The organism is Amycolatopsis sp. NBC_01286, assembly GCF_035982555.1.
Classification (GTDB): domain Bacteria; phylum Actinomycetota; class Actinomycetes; order Mycobacteriales; family Pseudonocardiaceae; genus Amycolatopsis.
This window is the reverse complement of sequence record NZ_CP108428.1, coordinates 9,346,038-9,370,114: the sequence shown is the minus strand read 5'-3', so window position 1 is coordinate 9,370,114 and position 24,077 is coordinate 9,346,038. Positions and strand designations below refer to the sequence as shown.

Below are 24,077 nucleotides of genomic sequence, written 5' to 3'. Positions count from 1 at the left end.
GGGCTCAGAGCGCGCCGAGCAGCCGGGCGATCTCGTCCGCCGGATACGGCGTCTTCCGGCTGTCGCCGTGCAGCGCGAAGTAGAAGTCGTTGACGACGGTGGCGAGCGGGGCGTACCGGCGCAGGAGAGCGGCCGCGTCCGGCGGCAGCTCCGGGACGTCCCGCCCCGCGGCGCAGTCGCGCACGAAGTCGTTGCGGACGCGCGGGTGCGGCCACGCCCGCAACGGGCGGACGATCCGGTTGACCAGGTGGGCCAGGACGTAGGCCCGGTCGTGCGTGGCGTGCTCGGCGAGGAACTCCGCCTCGGCGTCCGACAGCTCGAACCGCGACGACAGCGTGAGACCGAAGTCGGTGAGGCACAGCCGTCCGCCGTCGGTGACGATGTTGGCGAAGTGCGCGTCGAAGTGCTGGACGTCCTGCCCGGCGAGGAAGTCCGTGACGCGCCGGAGTTCTTCGTCGACGAACCGGACCGGCGCGTCCGGCCACTCGGCGAGCGTCCGCGGCAGGTGTTCCAGGAACAGCACGAGATCCGCGCTCGACGCGTCGAGGGCTTCGAGCCGTCGCCGCACGCCCGGGTCGTCGTGCCAGAACGCGACGTCCCGCTCCAGCTCGGCCGGCGGCAGCGGCGCGCGCGGCAGGCCGGGGCGGACGCACCAGTGGTGCAGCAGCGGGAAGTGCTCGCACGCGCCGGTGCGGACCCACTCGCTCGCGTCGCGGTGGGTCGCCAGCTCCCGCCACGCGCCGCCGCCCGCGGAGCCGACACCGTAGTGGTACCAAGGCGGCAGGCCGTAGTGGTCGGCGGTCGACCCCTCGTGGCGCAGTTCGACGTCGGTGAGCGCGATCCGCTTCACGAAGACGGGCTCGCCCGCCACCCGCGCGAGCCAGGTCGTGCCGCCGATCCCGCTGCCCAGCGGGATCGCCGTCGCCAGGACGTCCAAAGTGGACAGTTCCGCCGCGATCCGCTCGTGGCGGGCGAGCCGGGTGCTCGTCACGCTCGCTCCGGGCGGACGCCCACGAGGATCTGGTGGATCGCGGGGGCGACGGTCGCGACGAGCTGCTCCGTGTCGGCGGCGACGAGCACCGGCACGCCGATGATCTGCCTGCTCGTGACGATGCCGACCAGCATCGCCGCCGCGAGACCGGCCCGCAGCATCGCGTCGTCCCCGCCCCGCCCCCGGGTGCCGTGCAGCAACCGGGACTGGATGAAGTCGCGCAGCTGCGCGCTCGCGTGGTCGTTGGTGATCGCGCCGCGCAGCATCGCCATCAAGGGTTCCGACTCGCCGGCCGCGCCCTCCCAGGCGCCGAGGTACGCGCGGACCACCCGTTCGCCCAGGTGCTCGTCGGGGCCCTCGAAGGCGGTGTCGAACCGGTCGAGCGCGGACCGCGGGACGGCCATCACGGCCGCGAACAGCTCGTCCTTCGAGCCGAAGAACTGCATCACCTGCGACGCGTCCACCCCGGCGTCGGCGGCGATGCGCCGGATCGTGGTCGTGGCGAAACCGTCACGGGCGAACCGCGCCCGGGCCGCGTCGAGCACCACCTGCCGCGTGCTGCCGCTGCCGGGCCGGCGGCCGCGGCGCGTCCCCGCCGCGGGGTCTTCCTGCGTGGTCATGACCCGAATGTAGCGGTCGGCCCGTCGATCTCAACGAGTGTTGAGTTCTGAGCGGAACAGACGTACGGTCAGGTCATGAGTGAAGACCAGAGGGTGTACGTGCCGTCCCGGCCGCTGCCGGCCGCCCGGACCGGCGTGCTGACGGGGTTCGACCCCGGCACCCGGACGCTGGCGGCGGGGTTCCGGGTCGCGCCGCAGTTCCGGGCCCTGCCCGTCGACGTCGTGTTCGAGAAGGACGTGGCGGTCCGCCTGCGGGACGGGGTGACGATCCGCGTCGACCTCTTCCGCCCGGCCGGTGCGGAGCCGGTGCCGGTGATCGTGGCGTGGAGCCCGTACGGCAAGGGACAGGGGACCTCCGCCAGCGCGATGGGCGTCTTCGAGATGGTCGGTCTCGACAACGGGATCGTGTCCGGGCTGGAGAAGTTCGAAGGCCCGGACCCCGCGTACTGGTGCGCCCGGGGCTATGCGATCTGCAATCCGGACGTCCGCGGCGTGGTCGACTCCGAGGGCGACAGCGTGCTGTGGGACCGCCAGGAAGGCCGCGACTGCCACGACGTGATCGAGTGGCTGGCGCAGCAGGCCTGGTGCTCCGGCAAGGTCGGCATGAGCGGCACCTCCTACCTCGCGGTCTCCCAGTGGTTCACCGCCGCCGAGCAGCCCCCGCACCTGGCGGCGATCAACCCGTGGGAAGGCGTCAGCGACGTCTACCGCGACCTGGTGATGCGCGGCGGCATGCCCGACACCGGGTTCGCCAGGCAGCTCCAGGAGAGCAGCTTCTTCGGCAAGAACGGCAAGGAGGACATCCTCACCGAGGTCGAGCGCTACCCGCTGGTGAACGATCTGTGGGAGAACAAGATCCCCGACTTCGGCCGGATCACCGTGCCGGCCTACGTCGTGGCCAGCTACTCCAACACGCTGCACACGGCCGGGACGTTCCGCGCCTGGCGGCGGATCGCGTCGCCCGAGAAGTGGCTGCGCGTCCACAACAGCCAGGAGTGGCCCGACTACTACGACGAAGCGAACGTGGCCGACCTGCGCCGCTTCTTCGACCACTACCTCAAGGGCGAGGACAACGGCTGGGAGCGGACGCCCCGGGTGCGCTACGCGATCCTCGACCTCCAGGGCGGCGACCAGGTCGGCGTCGCCGCGGAGGAGTTTCCCCCGGCGGACGTCACGTCGACGAAGTACTACCTCGACGGCCGCTCGCGCGCGCTGACGACCACGGCCCCCGCCGACGAGGCCGCCGTGACCTACGCGGTCGACGCGAACCCGGACGCGGTGTCCTTCGTCGTGCGGTTCGACCGCGACACCGTGCTGGCCGGTTACCCGAAAGCGCACCTGTGGGTCGAAGCGCGCGGCGCCGACGACATGGACGTCTTCGTGCTCGTGCAGAAGCTCGACGCCCACGGCACGCCGCTCCAGGCGTTCACCGTCCCCAACCGGGGCGCGCTCGTCCACGACGTGACCGAGCACGGCGCGACGATCCTGCGGTACAAGGGTTCCGACGGACGCCTGCGCGTCTCGGCCCGCCACCTCGACGAGGCCCTTTCGACTCCCGACGTGCCGGCCCACAGCTTCGACCGCGTGGAGCGCCTCTCGGCCGGCGAGGTCGTCGACGTCGAGATCGAGCTGCTCCCGGTCGGGCTCGCGTTCCACGCCGGCGAGCAGCTGCGGTTCGTCGTCAGCTCGCGGAACCTGCTGGGCACCATGATGCCCGGCATCCGGGAGTACACCGGCGCCAACCGCGGGCAGCACGTCGTCCACACCGGCGGCGAGCACGCCTCTTACCTGCAGCTTCCCGTCCGGCAAGCGACGGCCGAACCGGCACCCTGGGTGCGCTTGGCCGGCGACGACCACGACGGGCGCGTCGAGCGGTTCGAGGTGGTGGCCGCACGGCGGGCTTTGGCGCTGCTGAAGGGAAAGCTCGGCCGCGAGCGGCTGCTCGACCTCCTGCGGGACGAGATCGCGGCCGGGAGCGCCTTCCTGCGCGAACAGGTCGCGCTCTCCGCCGGGGAGGAGACGACCGGCACGACGACGTTGCGCGCGCACGGCATCACCGCGGCACAGTTCACCGAATGGCTCTCGCGAGCCTTCGGCCGGGAGGACGTCCTGCTCGCGGGCCACCCGGAGCACTACTCGATCCACGCGGCCGGCGGCCGGGTGAACATCGTCGAGACGCTCGGCGAGCACGTCTGCTCGTTCTTCATGCGCGAGTGGGACGACTCCGCGACGCCGGGAGCGGAGCCGCCGCCCGGCGGTCGCCGGTCGCGCCTGGTGCTGGAGGACGGCACCGTCGTCGGCTCCATCGCCAACGCGTTCGCCGAGGAGGAGGGCGGGTTCACCGCCCGTCTCTCGGTGACGCTGCCGGTCACCTGTGGCCCGCAGGTGATCGAGCACCACCTGCAGCACTTCGCGGTCGAGTTCCGGAACTGGATCCTGGGCGCGGCCGCCGAGCAGCCTGGTCAGGCGTCGGCGCTCAAGGCCGGATGACGGTGAGCGCGAACCTCGCCTGCTCCTTCGCCGCGTGGCCGACGGCGTCGGCGATCTCGTCGAGGCCGAACTCCGTGACGGCGAACCCGCCCAGGTCCAGCAGCCCCGCGCGGGCCAGCGCGATCAGGCCGGTGTTCGCCTCGCGCGGGGCCAGCCACTGGCCGCGCACGGTGATGTTGTTGCGCATCAGCCACGGGTAGGGCAGCGCGAGGTCGTCGCCGCCGAGCATGCCGACGCCGCCCATCAGCACGACCCGGCCGTACTCGCGCACCGTCATGGCCGCGGTCCGCGTGACGGCCGCTCCCGCCGACGGCGGCAGCAGGTCGAGGACCACGTCGATCGGGCCGGGCGCCGTGCTGCGCATCCGCGCGGTGTCGTCGTCGCCGGTGAGCCGGACCGTCCGGACGCGCGCGCCGAACCGGCGTTCCAGGTCGGCCAGCGCGTCGGCGTTGCGGCCCGGGGCGACCACGCAGGCCGCGCCCATCGCGAGGGCGACGGCCACGCCCGCACTGCCGAAGTTGCCGGTCGCGCCGCTGACCAGCACCGTTTCGCCCGGCTGGAGCTGGGCGGCGAGCAGGCCGCCGTACGGCACGAGACAGAGGGATAGCGCGGCCCACCGTCCTGCGTCGGCGGCTTCGATCGGGCCGAGCGGGACGGCGTTCTCCGTCGGGACCAGCACCTGCTCGGCGTAGGCGCCGTGGCCGAAGTGGCGTTGCAGGAACAGGCCGCCGTCGCCGCGTGCGCTCAGCCCCTGCAGCGTGATGTCCGGCGTGCGGGCGTCGTCACGGGAGCGGATGGTCGGGTCGCACAACACCCAGTCGCCGGGCTTGAGCCGGGTCGCGTCCGGGCCGGTCGCGCGCACCCGCCCGACCGCGCCGGCGCCGGGCACGACCGGCAGCGTGAGCAGGTAGTTCCGCTCGCCGCGGAACACCTCCCCGGCGTAGGGCAGCACCGGCGCCGCGACGACGTCGACGAGCACCTCGCCGGTGCCCAGCACCGGATCGGGCCACTCGCGCACGGACGGCATCGTGCCGAATTCTTCGAGGACAGCAGCTTTCATAAAGCCAGCTTCCGCGTGTCCGGACATCGTATCCAGGCCTGGTATCATCCTGGGACTGTTGCGTGCCACCCGGAGGTCGACGATGGCGGACGTGGCCCGCGCCGGGCTGGGGGAGTTCCTGCGGTCGCGGCGGGAACGGCTGAATCCGGTCGCGCTCGGGCTGCCGGACCGGCGCCGCCGCCGGACGCCCGGGTTGCGTCGCGAGGAAGTCGCCGAACTGGCCGGCATCGGCGTCGACTGGTACATCCGGCTGGAGCAGGGTCGCACGGTCAGCCCGTCCACGGAGACGATCGAAGCGCTGGCCGGCGCCCTGCGGCTGGACGACGCGGAGCGCGCCCACCTGCGTGAACTGGCCCGCAACCCGGCGCGGACGGCGTTCGCCCGCGAGTCCGTCCCCGACGCGACGCGGGGGCTGATCGAGAACCTGACCCAGCCCGCCTACGTCACCGGCCGCCGCTGGGACGTGCTGGCCTGGAACCGCGCGGCCGTCTCGCTGTTCACCGACTTCGGCAAGCTGCCCGAGGCGGACCGGAACGTGCTGGTGTTCCTGCTGCTCGACGAGCGGGGGCGGCGGCTGTTCGGGCCCGGCTGGGCGGCGCAGGCCGAGCACACGGTGGCGCAGTTCCACGCCGCGCACGACCTGTGGGCGCCGGACCCGGCGTTCACCGCGCTGGCCGGCCGCCTGCGCGCGGGCTGCCCCGAGTTCGCGGGCTGGTGGGAGCGCCACGACGTCGTCCACAGTGGACCCGGCCGGAAGACGCTGTACCGCCCGGAGCCGGTGGAGTACGAGTACGCGACGTTCCAGGCGAACGAGGACCCGGCGCTGCGGTTGACGCTCTACGCGCCGGCCCGGCGTCCGCGGATCAGCGGCAGGTAGACCTCGTCGACGATCTCCACGAGGACGTCGTCGTCCACTGTGGTCAGTCCACGGGTGAGGTACTCGTTGCGCAGCAAGGTGAGCGCGACGGTCGCGACACGCGGGTGCAGCGACTCGGGCGGGGCCTCGCCGCGGGCCACGGCGCGGTCGAGGAGCGTGAGCCACGCGGTGGTGCCGCCGTCGCCGGCCTGCTCGTGCAGCTGGGCCAGCAGGTCCGGGTCGTCGCTCACGCCGGCCAGCAGGCCGCGCAGGATCTGCGCCGCGGGGGAGGAGGCGCCGCAGTTGACGGCGCGCAGCAACGCGAGCGCGTCTTCGCGCAGGTCACCGGTGTCGGGCGGGCGCAGCTTGTCCTCGGCCATGTGCCGGTAGGCGGCGACGCCGAGCGCGGCGCGGTTCGGCCAGCGGCGGTAGATCGTGTTCTTGTTGGTGCCGGCCCGCTGGGCGACGCGTTCCATGGTCAGGCCCGGGTAGCCGGCCTCGGCCAGTTCGTCGGCGGCGGCGCGCAGGATCGCGTCTTCCAGTTCGGCGCCGCGTCGCCGGGTCTTCGCTTCGGTCATCGGTACTCACCGTACCTTGTCGATAGGGTACGGTACGTACCGTACGCTATTTCTTCTGGAGGGCATCCCTTATGCGAGCCAAGGGCATCGGTTACGACACCGGAATGGCGGTCGGCGGCACCATCCGCCGCCCGTTCGCACCCGAGCTGGTCCGGCGTGAGCTGACGATCATCCGCGATGACCTGCACTGCACGGCCGTCCGGCTGTTCGGCACCGACCTGGACCGGATCGAGTTCGCCGCGCGGGAAGCGGCCGCCCTCGGGCTGGAGGTGTGGTTCTCGCCGTTCCCCTGGGACGCGCACCCGGAGCAGATCCTCGAACAGCTCGCCGACGGCGCCGAGCGGGCCGAACTCCTCCGCGTCGCGGGAGCTGAGGTCGTGTTCGTCACCGGTGCCGAGCTGAGCCTGTTCAACCACGGCTTCCTGCCGGGCGACAGCCTCCCGGAGCGCACGGCCGGGTTGTTCGAGCGGTCCCCGGAATCACTGCGAGCGCTGGCCGAACTCCCCACCCGCGTCAACGACTTCCTGGCCCGCGCGGTCGAGGCGGTCCGCGCGCGGTTCGGCGGCCGGATCACCTACGCGTCGGTCCCGCTGGAGCGCGTCGACTGGACGCCGTTCGACATCGTCTCGGTCGACGCGCACCGCTCGAAGGAGGTCGAGCACGTCTACCAGGAGGGCATCCGCACCCTGGTCGCGGCGGGCAAGCCGGTGGCGATCACGGAGTTCGGCTGCACGACCTACCGCGGCGCGGCCGACCTCGGCGCCCGCAGCGGCGAGATCCTCGAGTACGACGGCGACATCCCGGTCCGGCTGAACGGCGACTACGTCCGCGACGAAGAGGAACAGGCGGGCTACCTCCGCGAGCTGCTGAAGGTGTTCACGGAGGAGGGCGTCGACGCGGCGTTCGCGTGCACCTTCGTCTGCTACGGCCTGGTGCACCGCGCGTCGCCCCGCGAGGATCTCGACATGGCGAGCTGGGGCGTGGTGAAAGTCCTGGAGGAAGGTTCGGGGGAGACGTACCCGGGCCTGCCCTGGGAACCGAAAGCCGCGTTCGGCGCACTCGCCACCTGCTACGCGTAACCCCCGTCTCGACGGTGCCGCGCTCGAGGACGGGTCGGCGCAAGCCGGCGTGTCGACCCGCCAAACACGCGTGTCGACCCGCCAAACACACGTGATGCCTCTCTGATCACAGGGCTGCCCACGGCGCGTGTGCGGTACCGGGCATCTTGCGGGCATTTCGCGTGATCAAAGAGGCATCACCCGTGATCGAAGAGCCGACACGGTTGAGCTGCGCGGTGGCCGCCGCACGGTGTCCGGGGTGACACTGGGGGCATGACAGCCGTCGACCGACAGCGGGCACGTCCGCTGCCGGCGACCTCTCGGTACGACGCCACGCCACCCCTGCGACGCGGTGCGCTGCTGGTCACGGCGTCGCTGGCCGCCCTGAGCGGGGCGGTGACCACGGCCGCCGCGGTGCCCGCGCTCTGGCGGCTCTGGCAGCTCTACGCGATGTTGTTCGGCGTTTTCGCGGCGGTCGAAATCGTCGCCGTGGCCGCCGTGCTCGGCTGGCCCACGCGCAAGACCGCCCACTTCGCGGCCCTGACAGCCGCCGTGGCCCTCGCGCTGTGGGTCGTCAGCCGGCCGCTCGGGCTGCTGGCGCGGTTCGACCCGTGGCAGCCGGCGGACACCGTGGTCGGCTTCACCGACTACGTCGTCGCCGCGCTGCAGGTCCTCGCCCTGTTCGGGCTCCTGGTCGTCGCCCGGCGGCGGGCGCACCCGCGGCCGTCGACGCTGCGGCGCGTGTCGGCGTGGATCGTGCTGTTCCCCGTACTCCTGCTGGTCCTGGCGACCGGCACGGCCGGGGCGGTCGCCGCGGGCGACGGCGTCACCGGCACCAACGCCTCGACGCTGCTCGACAGCACATCCAGCACCGTCGAGTACTGCCGGCCGGCGGGGATCCCCCTGTCCATGGACGTCTACCAGCCCCAGCCGTCCGCGACACCCGCGCCGGTCGTGCTCTACCTGCACGGCGGCGGCCTGTTCCTCGGCAACCGCAAGCCCGCCGGCCCGGGCGCGCTGCTCGACGGCCCGCGGTTCACCGCCGTCCGCGACGCGCTGACGGCCCGCGGCGTGACGGTCGCCTCGATCGACTACCGCCTCGCCCCCGCGGCGCCATGGCCCGCCCCGCTCACCGACGCCAAGTGCGCGGTCCGCTTCCTCGCGGCCAACGCGACGGCGCTGCACCTCGACCCGGCCCGCATCGCGGCCTGGGGCACCGGCACGGGCGGCACGCTGGCGGCCCTCCTCGGCACCGCGCCGGGCTTCGACGCCGGCCAGTACGCCGGGGTCCCGAGCACGGTCCACGCGGTGGCGGCCGTGTCCGCCCCGGCGGACTTCACGGACTTCACCGGCCTCGACGCGGTCACCCGCGCGTCGATCCTGCTCGCCCTGGGCCGCGCGCCGGCGACCCTGCGCGAGGCGAGCCCGCTGACGTACGCGGGCCCGGGCGTCCCGCCGTTCCTGCTCGCCGGCGGCGGCCGGAAGTCGGCGGAGTACGCGAACCGCCTGCGCGCGGCGGGCGATCCGGTGACCACGGGCGACGGCGGCCCGGCCGAAGTGACGGACTTCCTGGTCACCGCCCTGCGCTGATAGCTTGACGGCGTGAGCAGCGGACGCGGACTCGTGGCACCGATCTTCGGTGACCACTCCTACCGCTGCGACTTCTACGGTTGACCGGCCCCGCTCCGGGCCCCTTTCACCGCGTCACGCGGTTTCTTCGTCAACCGTAAGGAAAGTCATGACTCTGCCTGCCATCGGCTGGGCGCTCAAGCACATGCCGCTGACCGCCGCCGCCGTCGGGGAACACGAGACGCTGCTCGCCGGGCGGCGGCTCGCGATGTGCCTGCACGTCGAGCCCAAGACCGCCGCGCTCGTCACGCTCCTGGCCCGCGCCGGGGTCGACGTCACCCTCACCGGCTCACCCGGCACGACCCACGACGACGTCGCCGACGACCTGCGCGCGCTCGGCGTCACCGTGCACACGCGCCGCGCCGACGACGACGCCGACCACGCCCGCAACGTCGCGAAGGTCCTCGAAAACGAACCGGACCTCACACTCGACAACGGCGCCGACCTCACGCTGTCACTGCTCGAATCCGGGACGCCTTCGGGTTACCTCGGCGGCACCGAGGAGACGACAACCGGCGGCCTCCTGCTGCGGGAGCGGCCCGGCGGCGTCACGCACCCGGTCGTCGTGATCAACGACTCGCGGCTGAAGCTCCTGGTGGAGAACGAGTTCGGCGTCGGTCAGAGCGTCGTGCAGGGCTTTCTCAACGCCACCAACCTGATGGTGCCGGGGATGCGCGCCGCAGTGCTCGGGTACGGGCCGTGCGGCAAGGGCGTCGCCGACACCCTCGCGCGGCTCGGCGCGCGCGTCGCCGTGTGCGACACCGACCCCATGCGCGCGCTTCAGGCCATTTTGGACGGTCACCGCGTCGGCGTCGCCGAAGAAGTGCTCGAAGACGCCCAAGCCGTCTTCACCGCGACCGGCGCCCCCGGTGTCGTCGGCGCGGCCGAGCTGGCCGCGCTGCCCGACGGCGCCGTGCTCGCCGGCGTCGGCCACTTCGCCTGGGAGATCGACGCCGAGGCGCTGCGGACGGCGACCGTGCGCACGATCGAGTACGGCGACCCCGGCCGCCGCACCGGGCACGTGCTGACCGGCGGCCGCGAGATCGTCGTCCTCGACCACGGCCGGATGCTCAACCTGACCGCCGCCAACGGGAACTCCATCCAGGCGATGGATCTCGGCCTGACGCTGCAGGTCCGCAGCCTCGCGGCGGTCTGCGCGGGCGGGCTGGCCCCGGTGGTCCAGCCGGTCCCGGCGGCCGTCGAACGGCGGATCGCCACGGACCTGGTCGAACGGCTCCGCTGAAACCCGGGACTTGCCCTGGAGCGCGCTCCAGGTCCTAACGTGACGGGTACGCCGACCGCACGTCAGGAGAAAGTTTCATGGAGCTCGGTTTTCACCTTCCCATCTTCGACATCGAAGGCGGGACGACCGCCATCGCGGGCGAGCTCGCCCGCGTGGGCACCGCGGCGGAGGAGGCCGGTGCGACCTGGTTGTCCTTCATGGACCACTACTTCCAGATCGAGCCGACCGGCCTCCCCGCCGAGTCCAACATGCTCGAGGGCTACACGACCCTCGGCTTCCTCGCCGCCCACACGTCCCGGATCGAGCTCGGCCTGCTCGTCACCGGCGTGACCTACCGCCACCCCGGCCTGCTCGCGAAGATCGTCACCACCCTCGACGTCCTCTCGGGCGGCCGGGCCGCGCTCGGGATCGGGGCCGCGTGGTTCGAGCGCGAGCACCACGGCATGGGCGTGCCGTACCCGCCGGTCGCCGAGCGCTTCGAGCGGCTGGAGGAGACCCTGCGCATCACCGCGCAGATGTGGGACCCGGAGAACAACGGGCCGTTCGAGGGCAAGCACTACCAGCTGGCCGAGACGCTCTGCTCGCCGCAGCCGATCAACCGCCCGAAGGTGCTCATCGGCGGCAGCGGGGAGCGCAAGACCCTGCGGCTGGTGGCGCAGTACGGCGACGCCTGCAACCTGTTCGCGTCCTCGCCCGAGGACGTCGCGCACAAGCTGGACGTGCTGCGCGGGCACTGCGACGCCGTCGGCCGCGACTACGACGAGATCCGCACGACGATCCTCGCCAACAACCCGCGCCCGACGCCGGACACCCGCGACGAGTTCGTCCGCAGCATGGCCGACTACGCGAAGCTCGGCATCCGGACGGCCATCATCACCCCGACCACGGGGGCGCCGGCCGCCTGGATCGACGGCATGGCCCCGGCCGTGTCGCAGCTGGCGGAGTTCTAGCCCGGCACTCGCCGGTCCGCTTCGAAGATCCGGGCGGTCACCAGCCCGGGTCGCTGGAGCGAGAGGGCGTGGGTCGTGCGCGACACGACTTCGACGTCGAGCAGCGGGTCGAGCGCCTTGACCCGCTGCTCGACGTCGCGCGCGGGGTGGATCACGCTGCGTTCGGCCAGGATCAGCCGGGCCGGCACGCGGAGCGCGCGCAGCGCCGGTGTCGAAGCCCACCTGATCGGCCGCGGCATGACACACGACCTGGTCGTGGTCAAGACGCCGCCGGGCGATCGCCGTCCCGGACGCCCAGTGGGGCACCTTCGACCCCGAACACCCGGCCGGGCTCGGCCGGACCGGGGCCTCGCGAAGACCAAGGTCGTGCTGACGCGGGACCGGCGGGACTCCACGATCCGGTGACCGGCGGGAACTCCGGCCCGTCGCCGCCCGTTGATCGGGTGAAGCGCAGTAACGTGACGCGCGGAAATGACCGACGACTCCTACGACGAGGGTTCAGTGACCACCGATCCGGCGGCCGAGCACGCTTCTCTGAGCGAGGCGGCCGAAGAGCTCGCCGTCGCCGGGCAGCTCCCGCGTTTCCTGCTGATGTACAAGTTCGCCATCGAAGAGCTGATGACGAAACTGCGGATCCTCAGCGAGGAGTTCGACTTCGTCCACCGGCACGACCCGATCGAGCACATCACGAGCCGGGTGAAGCGGCCGGAGGCGATCAAGGAGAAGGTGCACCGCCGCGGCCTCGGCAGCGACTGGGTCTCCGCCGCCCGCGCGCTCGACGACATCGCCGGCATCCGCGTGGTCTGCCCGTTCGTCGACGACGTCTTCGCGGTGGCCCGCATGCTCACCGCCCAGGACGACGTCGAACTGCTGCGCACCAAGGACTACATCGCCCGCCCCAAGGCCAACGGCTACCGCAGCCTGCACCTGATCGTGCGCATCCCGGTGTTCCTGTCCGACCGGGTGGAGAAGGTCAAGGTGGAGGTCCAGCTCCGCACCATCGCGATGGACTTCTGGGCGGCGGTCGAGCACAAGCTGTCGTACAAGTACCGCGACAGCGTCCCCCCGGACTTCGCGGGCGAACTGTCCGCGGCCGCCGCCACGGCAGCGGACCTGGACGCCCGGATGGCCGCGTTGCACGAACGGATCCGCTAGGCGTTACTCCTCGCCCAGCGAAGGCCGCGGCCCACCCGGTGACGAAGATCGCCACGACGGACACCGCCCCCGGCGCCGAGGCTTCGTCGGGCGCGGACTCGCAGCAAGCGTGATCCACCTTCGCGCCGATCAGCCGGTGGTCACTCCCGTGCGGTCACCGGTGCCAGCAACGCACCCAGCGCGATCAGCTCCGTCAGCGCCATCCCGCGTTCCACCAGCCCCAGCGGGATCAGCGTCCACCAACGCCCGTCCTCGGCCGCCGCCACCACGACCGCGCCCAGGATCACCGCGAACCAGCCCAGTGACGCGATCGCCAGTACCCGCGCGAGCCAGCGACGGCCCGGCGACGCCGGGAACGCCGTGCGCGAGGCGATCAGCACCGCCAGCGGCAGCGCGACGAACGCCACCACGCTCGCGACGCGGTGCAGCGTGCCGCCGAAGTCCGAGCGCGAGACCGTCGCCCAGTCCGGCTTCGGGAACGCCACGATCACCAGCAGGCCGATCGTCCACAGTGCACCCAGGATCGTCGCGGCCACCGGCAGCCGGCGCTGGTTGACCAGCACCGCAAGCCCGGCGGCCGACCCGAACGCCACCAGGACCACCGCGATGTCGAACAGCCACTTGTGGTCGGACAGGCCGTACTCGCTGATCGTGCGGCGGGTCGCGCTGATCTCGTCGGTCGGCGGGATGACCTGCAGCAACAGCACCAGCGCGGCACCCACCGCGAGCGCGGCGATACCCGCCAGCGACACCGCGACGGACGTCCGTCGCGCAGGGACCGTGACCATGAACCGACAGTAGCCGACCGGTGGTTGAACTCCCGGTGAAATGTCCTTTTGCGCGGCCGTCCGTGTGAAGAACGGGTGAAGGCAGTACGACTTACGGCGGTTACCCCGGCCGGTTTTCGTCCATTACGGTCACTCGCTACCGGTACGTCCTTGCTGTGCCGGCCTCGGTCAAGGAGGTCTCTACCCGTGGGGAATTCACCAAGACGGCTGGTGCTGCTGGCTTCGGCCATCGCGCTGGCCGGCACGTTCGCCGTGCTGCCGACCGGCACCGCCGGTGCAGCGCAGAACATCCTGCGCGCCGACAAGTCAGTACCCCGCTCGTGCTTCGCGAAGCTGCAGCCCAAGGGCACTTCGGGCACCGATCGCCGGGATCTCACGTCCACTGTGGATGGTCTGGTCCAGGCCCGCCTGAAGGCGACGTCGGGCACCGAGGGCGACTGGGACGTCGCCGTGTTCGACAAGGCGACCGGGGCGGTCGTCGCCGCTTCGACGGCGTTGCGCTCCCACGAACTGGCCGAAAGCTTCGTGAAGAAGGGCCAGCAGCTCGTCGTCCAAGGCTGCCGCTACGGCGGTTCGGCCGGCCAGGTCCAGCTCGGCGTCGACTTCCTGGCGCTGACCCCGCAGGGCACGCCGACCACCGCGCAGAAGGCTCAGCTGGTCCGCGTCCAGACCCCCACCCGCGCCGACAAGTCCAAGCTCACCGGCCTCGGCCTCGACGTCACCGAGAAGGGTGACGCGACCGGCGTCGAGGTCGTGCTGGCCGACGACGCCGACCGTCAGACGCTCAAGAACAGCGGGCTCAAGTCGACGGTGGTCCAGGCCGACCTGTCGGCCAAGTCCGTCGCCGACGCGAAGACCGACCGCGAGTACGCGGCCAAGACCCCCAAGTCGGTGCTGCCCTCGGGCCGGACCAGCTACCGCCACCTCTACGACTACGAGTACGAGATGAAGGAGCTGGCCCGCGCCAACCCGAACCTCGTCTCGGCGTTCACCATGCCCGAGTCGACCTGGGAAGGCCGCGACGTCATGGGGCTGGAGATCGCCACCGACGTCAAGAACCTCACCGACGGCAAGCCGGTCGACTTCACCATGGGCGTGCACCACGCGCGAGAGTGGCCGGCGGGCGAGCACGTCATGGAATGGGCGTACGAGCTGGTCAACGGCTACGCCCACGACAACCAGATCCGCGGCATGGTCGGCAAGACGCGCAACATCATCGTGCCGATCGTGAACCCGGACGGCTTCGACATCTCCCGCGAGGCCGAGCCCAAGGGCGACTTCTCCCGGTTCGACTACGAGATGAAGCGCAAGAACTGCAACGTCGGCGACTCGCCGCCGCAGTACGCCACCGGCGTCTGCAAGGCCAACCCCGCCGGCCGGATCCGCGGCACCGACCCGAACCGCAACTACGCCGGCTTCTGGGGCGGCAACGGGGCCGAAGTGGCCTGGAGCGGCGACACCTTCCGCGGCTCGGCGCCGTTCTCCGAGCCGGAGTCGCGCAACGTCCGCTCGATCGTCTCGTCGCGGCAGGTCACCAACCTGATCACCTGGCACACCAACGCGGCCCTGGTGCTGCGCCCGCCGGGCGTGGCCGACGTGCGGCCGCCGCTGGAGGAGCCGGCCTTCAAGGCGCTCGGCGACAAGCTGGCCTCGCGCAACGGCTACACCAGCGAGCCGAGCTGGGCGCTCTACGACACGACCGGCACCACCGAGGACTGGTCGTACTGGGCCACCGGCGGCTGGGGCTTCACCATCGAGGTCGGCGGCGCCGGCTTCCACGAGGCCTACGAGACCGCCGTCGTCGCCGAGTACGCCGGGCTGGCCCCGACGACCGGGGCGGGCAAGGGCGGCAACCGCGGCGCGCTGCTCGACATGCTGGCCAACACCGCCGACCCGCAGCAGCACTCGACGCTGATCGGTTCGGCGCCCAAGGGGTACCAGCTCAAGCTGCACAAGACGTTCCAGACGCCGACGTCGCCGGTGATCCAGGCCGACGGCACCACCAAGCCGCCGATCTACGTCACCGACGACCTGAACTCGAAGCTCACCACCACCGGCGGGCGGTTCGCGTGGTCGGTCAACCCGTCGACGCGCCCCTACGTCGCCGGCCGCTACGGGCGGGACCCGCAGGGCCCGGCGCAGCAGGGTTACGCGGTGACGAACCCGGCCGGCGTGCCGCCGATCAACCAGAACTACCCGGCCGACACCGCGGGTGACTCGTTCACCTTCCACGTCGACGGCCTGCCGAAGGTGGACAACGGGAAGTTCAGCGTCAACATCAACTGGGCCAGCACTTCGACCGACTGGGACCTGTTCATCTACGACTCGGCCGGCAACCTGGTCAGCTCGTCGGCGAACGGCGGCACGACGTCCGAGCACGCCGTGCTGTTCGACCCGCCGGCCGGCGACTACAAGGCCGTGGTGGTCAACTACGACCAGGCCGACCCGAACGCCGTCGACGACTGGACCGGCGACGTCTCGTTCTCCTCGCCCGTCCCGCCGACCTACGGCACGAAGGAGGCCTACCAGCTGACCTGCACGTCGCCGAAGGGCAAGCTCGTCGGTGTGGCGGACGTCTTCGCCGACCGCGGCCAGACGGTCGACGTCGGTGAGGTCTGCACCCGGTCCGCGCACGCGCAGAAGCAGCGCGCGTCGGGCGGCGTCCGGTAGTTCCCGAAGGTCCGTGAAGGCCTCCTTACCGGCTCTTATGGCCGGTAAGGAGGCCTTCACGGCGTTACGGCCAGCGCGACGCCGAGGATGACCAGGATCGTGCCCACGACGCGGTTGAGGGCCGGTTTCGCGTGTTCGTACCAGCGTTGGGTGGCCGGGGCCGAGAACAACAGCGCCACTGACAGGTGCCAGACGGCCGACGCGGTGACGATCAGCGCGACCGCGGCGACCTTGATCCCCGCCGGTTCGCTCGGCGGGAGCGTCGCCGTCAGGACGCTGCCGAAGAACGCCGCGGCCTTCGGGTTGGTCAGGTTGCTGACGACGCCTTGGCGGAACGCGCCGCCCCGAGCTGCCGGTGGGGCGGATTCGGGCGCGCGGGCTCGCAGCCACAGCCGGATCCCCAGCCACGCCAGGTAAGCGCCGCAGACGACGCGCAGGGCCGTGGCCAGCCACGGCGTGCGCGCCAGCACGGCACCCAGCCCGAAGACGGCGACCGCGGCGAGCAGCCCGCCCGCGGCGACGACGCCGAGCGCGACCGACACGGCGGTGCGCCGGGTGCCGGCCGCCGCGGTGTGCGCGATGAGGACGAAGTTGGGGCCGGGGGAGACGGCCGCGGGGAGGTAGGCCAGCAGCACCGTGCCGAGGGTGGCGGCGGGGCTCACGCCGCCCGGCCGCCCCCGCCGACGACCTGGTCGCGCACGGCCCGCAGCGCGTCGTGGTCCACAGTGGACGGTTCGGCGGCGAGCCAGTCGCCGATCTCGTGCAGGAACGTCTCCGGCGTCATCGGCGGGGCGGCCACGTCGTCCGGGTCGGCCGTGGTCAGGTCGCCGCTGCGGCTCGGGTACACGATCATCGCGCCGCGCAGCGCGACGCCGGGCAGCAGGTCGCGGTAGGCGGCGAGGCTCTCGGCGAGCCGGCTGCCGCCGCCGCGGAACGGCCGCCCGTTGCGCAGCAGCCGGCCGTCCTCGGCGGTTTCGTAGTGCCCGGGCAGCCAGATCTTCGACTCGATGAGCACCAGGCGCTTCCCGCACAGCACGGCGTGGTCGACGTCGGCGAACACCGAGCCCGGCCAGGCGAGGCCGTGGAAGATCCGGGCGCCGGGCAGCCGGGTCAGGTAGGTCTCCAGCAGCTCGGCGGTGAGCCGTTCGGCCAGCTCGTCGCGCTCGGTGCCGGGGGCGCCGAAGACGGTGCGGCCGCCGAACTCCTCGGCGAAGGCGTCCCGGGCGCGGGACGCGCGCAGGTAGCCGCGGGCCAGCCGCTGAACCAGCAGCGCGGTGCCGGCGGTGAGGATGAGCCAGACGATCAGCACCGGCGGCGAGAACTCGACCCCGCTGACCAGCGGGAGCAGCACCAGCACCATGCCGCCCACGGCGACGACGACCGGCGTGTGCCCGGGGCCGCGGCGGCGGCCGTGCCGCATCCGGGTGTCTTCGCCCGCGAAGTGCCACCAGGTCAGGTCTTCGGCGTCGAGATCGGGCAGATCGGGGACGAAGCCGGGCTCGTCGCCGAAGCGCCGCCGGGGTCGCGGCCGCACCGGGACCACCGGCACGACGGTGGCGCCGCCCGCGTCGTAGCGGTCGCGGCTGACGGGGTCGCTCAGGACGTCGTAGGCCTCGCGGAGCAGTCGGAACGTGCCGACCGTGCCGCCGGCGTCCGGGTGCATCGTCTTGGCGAGCCTGCGGTAGGCCGTCTTGACGTCGGACGCCGTGGCGTCGCGGCGGACGCCGAGCACCTCGTAGTAGTCGACCTCGGGCACGCTGGCGTTCACCTCCGGATGGCTGCGCGAAGACTTTATGGGGTCGGGTCGCGGGGCCGGTCACCGCCTCCGCGGCACGGCAGGGTGATGGTCCCGGAGGCCAGGTCAGGGCGGTGTCCGGAGTTTTACCGCGCGCCGCCGGTGCGGTCACCGGGGCGCCCGGCGGGGGTCGCCGGGTGCGTGACGTGGTCCCCGTCCGGGGTGAGTGTCACGTTTCCGGTGCTCCATTAGTGTCCACTGAGGACTGTTTGTCGCTCGAAAGTGGTGTAACGGCGCGATTTTACCGGGCCGCGTTGACTTTGCGTAGCCGGAATCCACCTGAATGGACGCGAACAGGTGTTCGATTCTCGGGTAAGTTGGAGGCATGTCCCCGGCACCCCACGAACGTGACGGGCCCACCGCCACCCCACCTCGGCAGCGGGCCCGTCACCCCGTTCAGCACCCGCGTCAGTGCTCACGTCACCACCCGCGCAGCAGGAAACGCTGCAGCTTGCCACTGGCGTTGCGCGGCAGCGCGTCCACGAACCGCACCCGGCGCGGGTACTTGTACGGCGCCGCAACGGCTTTGGCGTGCTCCTGCAGCGCGTGTGCGAGGTCCGGCCCCGGCTCGGCGCCCGGCCGGAGCACGACGAAGGCCGTCACGACCGACCCGCGCTCCGGGTCGGGAGTGCCGACCACGGCGCATTCGGCGACGTCCGGGTGGGTCAGCAGCACCTCTTCCACCTCGGGGGCGGCGATGTTGTAGCCGGAGGACACGATCATGTCGTCGCTGCGGGCCACGAACCGGAAGTAGCCCTCGGCGTCGCGCACGTAGGTGTCGCCGGTGAGGTTCCAGCCGTCGCGGACGTAGTCGGCCTGCCGGGGGTCGCCGAGGTAGCGGCAGCCGGTGGGGCCCCGCACGGCGAGCAGGCCCGGCGTGCCGTCGGGCACCGGGTGGCCGGTTCCGTCGAGCACGGTGGCGCGGAACCCGGGCACGACGGTGCCGGTCGAGCCGGGGCGGGCCGCGTCGTCGGCGGCGGAGATGAACACGTGCAGCATCTCCGTGCTGCCGATGCCGTCGATGAGCGGCCGCCCGACGACGTCGCGGTACTGCTCGGCCACGGCGGCCGGGAGGGCCTCGCCGGCGGACACGGCGCGGCGGACGCCGGCCAGCAGCGGGCCGTCGCCGGCGCCGAGGATCGCGCGGTAGGCCGTCGGCGCGGTGAAGAGCACGGTCACCGCCTGCTCGGCGACGGTCGTGGCCAGCTCCTTCGGGGTGGCGCGCTCGAGCAGCAACACCGACGCGCCGGAGTGCAACGGGAACACGAGGAGGCCACCGAGGCCGAAGGTGAACGCGAGGGGAGGGGTGCCGCAGAACAGGTCGTCCGCGGCGGGCCGCAGGACGTGCCGGGAGAACGTGTCGGCGATGGCGAGCAGGTCGCGGTGGAAGTGCATGGTCGCCTTCGGCGACCCGGTGGTGCCGGAGGTGAAGGCGAGCAACGCGACGTCGTCGGCGGCCGTCGGCACGTCGTCGAAGGTCGCCGGGTGCCGTGCGCAGCGTCCGGCGAGTTCGGTGCCGTAGGAGACCACCGGCAGGCCGGGCGGCAGCTCGTCGAGCAGGCGCTCGTCGCAGAGGGCGACGCTGGGCGCCGCGCGCTCGACGATCTTGTCGAGCTCGCCGCGGCGCAGCATCGGCATGGTCGTGACGGCGACCGCCCCGGCTTTGAGCACGCCCAGCCAGCACGCCGCGAGCCACGGGGTGTTGGTCCCGCGCAGCAGCACGCGGTTGCCGGGCACGACGCCGAGGTCGGCGGTGAGCACGTGCGCGATCCGGTTGGCGCGCGCGAGCACGTCCCCGTAGGTCCACGTCTCGTGCGGCGACCGCAGGCACGGCCGATCCGCCCCGAGGCGCGCGAGGGTGTGGTCGAGCAGCACGGTGGCGGCGTTGAGCCGATCGGGATACCGCAGCTCCGGAAGGTCGAACACCAGCCGCGGCCACTGCGCTTCGGGCGGCAGCCGATCGCGGCAGAACGAGTCGGTGTGAGCGCTGGGAGAAAGCGGCATCACGGCTCCTCGGGTCGGAACGACCTGCACCAGGAGAAAAGTAGCACCCGTTGCGACCGTCGAGAAGACGCAATGCCGCACCCCTGACGGCGGCGACGAGAAGGCGATGCCACTGCGTTCACCTGGGACAGCACACAGTGACGACGCCTCGCGAGAGTCGGTGATCACCGCGACAGGCGGGTCACTCGATGCGCGATGACTCCGGGAGGGCCACCAGGTCGCACCGCTGTAGCCGTTCACGCACGCCGGGGGCCGCCGCTCGCATGGTCACCCAGGTCACGCACGCCCGAGCTGTCGCTCGCACCGCTGAAGCCGGCCACGCACGCCTCGGCCACGCACGCCTCGGCCACGCATGGCGAGGCTGTCGTTCGCATGGGCGCCGCTGTCGCGCACGTCGGGTTCGTGCTTGCGGCGCGGCCGCGGCCAGGGCGAGCGCGGGCGCAATGCCGGACCGAGCAGCGTGAGGTCGCCACTCCGTCCGCGTCCGGTGGCCGACCGGGCAGCGCCAGCCAGCGAGTGCCGCCCGAGGTCAGATTCCCGAGTCGTGTTCCGAGTCGCGTTCCGAGTCGCGTTCCGAGGCGTGGAAGAAGGCCGCCGGGTCGTTCGACAAATCCTCCAGCACTCCGTGCCGAACCCTCGCCGAGATGGCGGCGCTGATGACCGCCCACACCGCGATCACCGCCACCACCGCCGGCGCCGACAGCACGTGGCGCAGCAGTGCGAGGTTCACCGTGGCGGCCAGCGCCGCGATCTGGAGCACGTTCACGTACCACTTCCGCGGCTGCATCGAGAACACCCGCGTCCCGGTGAGGTAGGCCGTCAGGCCGGCCGTGATGAACCACGCGGCCGAGACCGGTGGGGACTCGTGCAGTGAAAGGTCCACCCCGGCCGCGATGAGCAGCAGGGAGAACGCCGGGATCAGGTGCCCGCCCGCGTACAGGAAGTACGCCAGCGCGGGGTTGCCGCCGGAGAGGTCGAGCATGCGCTCGTAGATCTCCGCCGCCGACGTGAAGTACACCCACCACAGCGCGCCGGCGAGGACCAGGCCGCCGACCAGGGCGAGCCAGTGGCCGAGGTCGTCGGCCGGGCGGTCGAGCGCCGCGCCACCCACCGTGATCACCAGCTCGCCGAGCAGCAGGATCATGAAGAGCCCGAAACGCTCGGACAGGTGCCCCGGATCGACCGCCCGTCCCGGGTTGCTCGACGGCGCGAGCAGCGAGCGCATCTTCGCGGCCCGCGACGGCCGGGGCGCGTCGTGGCCGCCGCGTCGCCGGTCGCTCCCGCCGTCCAGCAGCAGGAAACCCGCCTCCTGGATCAGCGCGAACGCCCACAGCACGAACACCCACGGCCGCGGGGTGAACGCCGAGAGCGTGAACAGCACCGCCGACGCCGTGTAGCCCCAGGCGATCCGGCGGACCTCGGCCTTGCTCCGGCCGGACCACCGGTGGGCCGCCGCCAGGATCAGGCGGACCCCGGCCAGCGCCGCCGCGAACCCCGCCGGGTGCCCCTCGAAGACGTGGTGCGCCTGGGTGGCCGCGATCGCGCACGGCACCGTGCCGGCCAGCACGAACAGCCGGTCGACGACGCGGGTGTCGTCGCCGACGCGGTTGTAGAGCAGCGCGAAGCCGATCCACGTCCACCAGAGCGTGGCGAACAGGCCCAGCGAGGCGCCGACGTGCACCCACTTCGGCTCGGCGACGATCGCGTGCGTCACCTGGCTGACGGCGAACACGAAGATCAGGTCGAAGTACAGCTCGACCCATCCGACGCGTCTGCCGTGCCCGGCGCTGTCCTGATCTTCGGTCACAGCCGAGATTGTGCACTGCGGCTCGGATAGGGTGCGATCGGAGAGGGGGAGGGTGATGGCGAAGCCGCAGCTGCGTTCGGCGGTGCTGGCGCAGGCGTGGCAGCGGATCCCCGGCGTGGCCGTCCTGTCCGCGCCCGACGGCGGCCCGCTGACCCGCACGATCAAGAAGATCATCGACCCCCTGGTCGTCCGCACCGCGGCCCGTCCCCGCCTGGGCCGTCCCCTGCTGGACGAGGCATCGGCCGCGGAGCTGACGCAGCTTTTGCTCGCCGACGCGCACCGCCTGCACGCGACGGCGGAGTGGTTCACCCACGTGAAGAAGCAGCGCCGAGCACTGCGGATCACGGCGGGCAACGTCCAGGACGTGTGCTTCCCGCTGGCCTACGAGCTGGCAACGGGCTTCGGCACCCCAGGCCCGGATGCGGCCGAGACGGCGGCGGCAGCACTGCGCGACCTGCACGGCGAGCGCGCGCCCGGAGCCGACGACCTGGCGGGCTACCTGGCCGACCCGCGAGTGGCGGCCGACCTGACGGAAGAGCTGCACCGCCGCTGGCACGCGGCCACCCCGGCTGGCAAACTGCCCTCCGCCGAGGACATCACGCAGCTCGCGGAGTTCGTCGAGACCCTCGCCGACTCCGCCTGGCACAGTCTCGCCGAATCCGGCGCCGGGCACGCGCTCGGCCTGGCCCTTCGCCGGCCCGGCGGTTCGGCCGCCGTCGCCAAGGCCGTCCAGGAGATCTCCGGCACGACCGCCCCCGACCTCGGGCTGCAGCGCGGGGACCACACCGCCGTGCCGCCGCTGAGCCGGCGGGACGAAATCGGCGCCGAACTACTCGAACGCAGCGTCGAACGGCGGGTGCGCGCCACCCTCCGGCGAACCCCCGCCGACGACCGGGCGCCCGTCGCCGACCTCGTCGACGGCGAACTGAGCCGGGTCGCCGCCGGCTTCGGGCTCGAAAGGCCCGCCCTCGCCGGCTGCTTCGCGCTCGGCGTCGTCGTCGCACCCGCGCTCCGGCCGCTCGACGGCGCCGCGGCCACGGCCGTACCCGAGTTCGCGCGGCGGCTCAACGCCCAGGTCGCGCGTGAGGGTTACGTCCTGCACGCCCGCCGCGCCCTGGCCGGCGGCACCCCGCTCACCCCGCGGCCCGACCCCGGACTCGTCCGCGAGCTGCGCGAGTTCGCCAAGCAGTTCCTCGGCCGCCTCTGGATCCGGCTGCACGGCTTCGACGTCCGCGGCGAGACCCCGGCCGACGCGGCGGACGTCCGCGACCTCGTCACCGGCGTCGTCCGCTCGACCTCCCTCGACCTGCGGACAAAGGTGCGCCGCGCACTCGTCGCCCGCTTGCCCGAGCTGGAGGCCGCGTCGTGACGCACCCACTGCACACGCCCGTCGTCGCCGCGGATGGCGCTCTCGTCCGCTTCGCCCTCGCCGATCTCCTCGGCGGCTTGGCCACGTCCATGCGGATCGAACTCACCGACGCGAGTGCCGCGGAACCGTGGCTGACCCGGCTCGTCGGGGCCGAGGCCGCCCGAACCGCACTGGAGCAGGGGCACGCCGACGTCCCGGCCCGGCCGGAGCTCGCCACCCTCGCGCTGCTGCTCTGGGCGCGCCGCTGGTGGCCCGCCGGCCCGCGGCTCGGCGTTCCGTCGCTGGACCCGGCCCTGCTGGACCTCGAAGCCGCCGTCGCGACGGCGGCGGTCGAGGACGTCGCCGAAGGGCTGCTCGACGGCTTCGAAGCCACCCCGGCGGAACTCTTCGACGCGGCGGTCGCGAGCGGCGCCCTGACCGGGCCGGCCGGCGAAGTCCGCGGCCTCTGCGCCCGGCTGGCGGCCTGGTTCGACGCGCAAGACGACGTCGAGCGCGCCGAGGCCGCGGCCGAGCCGGAAATCGCCGGCGGTCAACGCGCCTACGCACTGGCCGCGGGCACCGGCCCGGGCTCGCCCGGCGCCGGCGTGCTGGCCGAGGGCCGCGCGAGCGTCGACTGGGCGCGCGTGCCCCCGGGCGTTCTCGACGCCGCCGAAGACACCGTGACCTGGCGGATCGTCGCCGCCGGCCGGCTCGAGGTCGAGGTCGCAGGCGCGTTCGCCGACGCCGTCCTCACCGCGGTCGCGACCCACAACGGGGAGCCGTTCGCGGAAGTCCCCTTGGCCCTCGGCGCCGGGCAGTTCGCCGGGAGCGTGGCCCTCGACGCGGCCGCGACCCGGCTCGCGGCGACCCCGGACGTCCACATCGGACTCGTCGTGGGCGTGGCGGCGGAGGGCGTCACGGGCACCACGCCGGCGGACCGGGCGGCCGTGGTTTCGCTCGTGCGGGCGCGACCGCCGCGGGTGTGGACGCTGGCCGAACGCGCGGCGGCCGGGGACGCCGCCGAGGAGTTCTGAC

The 24,077-nt window shown here is 72.6% G+C and carries 20 protein-coding genes; 10 read left to right on the top strand and 10 right to left on the bottom strand.

Translation table 11 applies throughout. From position 1 onward, the window contains the following. Positions 1-4: 4 nt before the first annotated feature. Both OG570_RS42825 and OG570_RS42820 read right to left on the bottom strand, forming a co-directional pair. Positions 5-991: a hypothetical protein gene (locus tag OG570_RS42825; RefSeq protein WP_326954439.1), complete on the bottom strand. Its 987-nt coding sequence runs from the start codon at positions 989-991 to the stop codon at positions 5-7. Continuing rightward, the gene (locus OG570_RS42820; RefSeq protein WP_326954438.1) at positions 988-1,611 is read right to left on the bottom strand and encodes a TetR/AcrR family transcriptional regulator; all 624 of its coding nucleotides are present in this window, start codon (positions 1,609-1,611) and stop codon (positions 988-990) included. The genes OG570_RS42825 and OG570_RS42820 overlap by 4 nt, the downstream gene beginning before the upstream one ends. 75 nt (positions 1,612-1,686) lie before the next feature. Between OG570_RS42820 and OG570_RS42815 the strand changes: the two genes are divergently transcribed. Next, positions 1,687-4,101, top strand: coding sequence for a CocE/NonD family hydrolase (locus OG570_RS42815; protein WP_326954437.1), 2,415 nt, complete (start codon positions 1,687-1,689; stop codon positions 4,099-4,101). On the opposite strand, the gene OG570_RS42810 is transcribed toward OG570_RS42815, so the two are convergent. Continuing rightward, on the bottom strand, positions 4,088-5,161 hold the full coding sequence (locus tag OG570_RS42810) for a zinc-binding alcohol dehydrogenase family protein (RefSeq protein ID WP_326954436.1): 1,074 nt from the start codon (positions 5,159-5,161) through the stop codon (positions 4,088-4,090). The two genes, OG570_RS42815 and OG570_RS42810, sit on opposite strands and share 14 nt — an antisense overlap. Before the next feature lie 82 nt (positions 5,162-5,243). Between OG570_RS42810 and OG570_RS42805 the strand changes: the two genes are divergently transcribed. Beyond that, the gene (locus tag OG570_RS42805) at positions 5,244-6,038 is read left to right on the top strand and encodes a helix-turn-helix transcriptional regulator (RefSeq protein ID WP_326948192.1); all 795 of its coding nucleotides are present in this window, start codon (positions 5,244-5,246) and stop codon (positions 6,036-6,038) included. On the opposite strand, the gene OG570_RS42800 is transcribed toward OG570_RS42805, so the two are convergent. Further along, the gene (locus tag OG570_RS42800; protein ID WP_326954435.1) at positions 5,999-6,595 is read right to left on the bottom strand and encodes a TetR/AcrR family transcriptional regulator; all 597 of its coding nucleotides are present in this window, start codon (positions 6,593-6,595) and stop codon (positions 5,999-6,001) included. The two genes, OG570_RS42805 and OG570_RS42800, sit on opposite strands and share 40 nt — an antisense overlap. Positions 6,596-6,666: 71 nt before the next feature. On the opposite strand from OG570_RS42800, the gene OG570_RS42795 reads away from it, so the two are divergent. From OG570_RS42795 to OG570_RS42780, 4 genes are all read left to right on the top strand, one after another. Further along, positions 6,667-7,674, top strand: coding sequence for a hypothetical protein (locus OG570_RS42795; RefSeq protein ID WP_326954434.1), 1,008 nt, complete (start codon positions 6,667-6,669; stop codon positions 7,672-7,674). A gap of 252 nt (positions 7,675-7,926) precedes the next feature. After that, positions 7,927-9,243, top strand: a complete 1,317-nt coding sequence (locus OG570_RS42790) for an alpha/beta hydrolase (RefSeq protein WP_326954433.1) — start codon at positions 7,927-7,929, stop codon at positions 9,241-9,243. A gap of 148 nt (positions 9,244-9,391) precedes the next feature. Then, positions 9,392-10,525 (top strand): adenosylhomocysteinase, encoded by a 1,134-nt coding sequence (locus OG570_RS42785; protein WP_326954432.1) that lies wholly within the window; start codon positions 9,392-9,394, stop codon positions 10,523-10,525. Between the two features lie 77 nt (positions 10,526-10,602). Next, the gene (locus tag OG570_RS42780; protein WP_247049773.1) at positions 10,603-11,475 is read left to right on the top strand and encodes an LLM class F420-dependent oxidoreductase; all 873 of its coding nucleotides are present in this window, start codon (positions 10,603-10,605) and stop codon (positions 11,473-11,475) included. Here the strand turns inward: OG570_RS42780 and OG570_RS42775 are convergent. After that, entirely contained in the window at positions 11,472-11,714 is a 243-nt protein-coding gene (locus OG570_RS42775; protein ID WP_326954431.1) for a hypothetical protein, read from the bottom strand. The genes OG570_RS42780 and OG570_RS42775 overlap by 4 nt on opposite strands. A 262-nt stretch (positions 11,715-11,976) precedes the next feature. On the opposite strand from OG570_RS42775, the gene OG570_RS42770 reads away from it, so the two are divergent. Further along, positions 11,977-12,630, top strand: a complete 654-nt coding sequence (locus tag OG570_RS42770; protein ID WP_326951492.1) for a GTP pyrophosphokinase — start codon at positions 11,977-11,979, stop codon at positions 12,628-12,630. Positions 12,631-12,770: 140 nt separating this feature from the next. On the opposite strand, the gene OG570_RS42765 is transcribed toward OG570_RS42770, so the two are convergent. Further along, entirely contained in the window at positions 12,771-13,418 is a 648-nt protein-coding gene (locus OG570_RS42765) for a DUF998 domain-containing protein (RefSeq protein ID WP_326954430.1), read from the bottom strand. Between the two features lie 210 nt (positions 13,419-13,628). Between OG570_RS42765 and OG570_RS42760 the strand changes: the two genes are divergently transcribed. Next, the gene (locus OG570_RS42760) at positions 13,629-16,088 is read left to right on the top strand and encodes a M14 family zinc carboxypeptidase (RefSeq protein WP_326960314.1); all 2,460 of its coding nucleotides are present in this window, start codon (positions 13,629-13,631) and stop codon (positions 16,086-16,088) included. 56 nt (positions 16,089-16,144) lie between these two features. Here the strand turns inward: OG570_RS42760 and OG570_RS42755 are convergent, their stop codons facing one another. The 4 genes from OG570_RS42755 to OG570_RS42740 form a co-directional block, all read right to left on the bottom strand. After that, a complete protein-coding gene (locus OG570_RS42755; protein WP_326954429.1) occupies positions 16,145-16,750 on the bottom strand; it encodes a LysE family transporter in 606 nt (201 codons plus the stop codon). After that, positions 16,747-17,844 carry a J domain-containing protein gene (locus OG570_RS42750; RefSeq protein WP_247049780.1) on the bottom strand — a complete coding sequence of 366 codons (1,098 nt, stop codon included), beginning with the start codon at positions 17,842-17,844 and terminating at the stop codon, positions 16,747-16,749. Before OG570_RS42750 ends, OG570_RS42755 begins: the two co-directional genes overlap by 4 nt. A 459-nt stretch (positions 17,845-18,303) precedes the next feature. Continuing rightward, a complete protein-coding gene (locus OG570_RS42745; protein ID WP_326954428.1) occupies positions 18,304-19,887 on the bottom strand; it encodes an AMP-binding protein in 1,584 nt (527 codons plus the stop codon). A 529-nt stretch (positions 19,888-20,416) separates the two neighbouring features. After that, the gene (locus tag OG570_RS42740; RefSeq protein WP_326954427.1) at positions 20,417-21,694 is read right to left on the bottom strand and encodes a low temperature requirement protein A; all 1,278 of its coding nucleotides are present in this window, start codon (positions 21,692-21,694) and stop codon (positions 20,417-20,419) included. Positions 21,695-21,749: 55 nt separating this feature from the next. Here OG570_RS42740 and OG570_RS42735 point away from each other — a divergent pair, with 55 nt between their 5' ends. Together OG570_RS42735 and OG570_RS42730 are read left to right on the top strand one after the other, a co-directional pair. Further along, positions 21,750-23,063, top strand: a complete 1,314-nt coding sequence (locus OG570_RS42735) for a hypothetical protein (protein ID WP_326954426.1) — start codon at positions 21,750-21,752, stop codon at positions 23,061-23,063. Continuing rightward, on the top strand, positions 23,060-24,076 hold the full coding sequence (locus OG570_RS42730) for a hypothetical protein (protein WP_326954425.1): 1,017 nt from the start codon (positions 23,060-23,062) through the stop codon (positions 24,074-24,076). Before OG570_RS42735 ends, OG570_RS42730 begins: the two co-directional genes overlap by 4 nt. The last annotated feature ends 1 nt before the right edge of the window (position 24,077 follow it).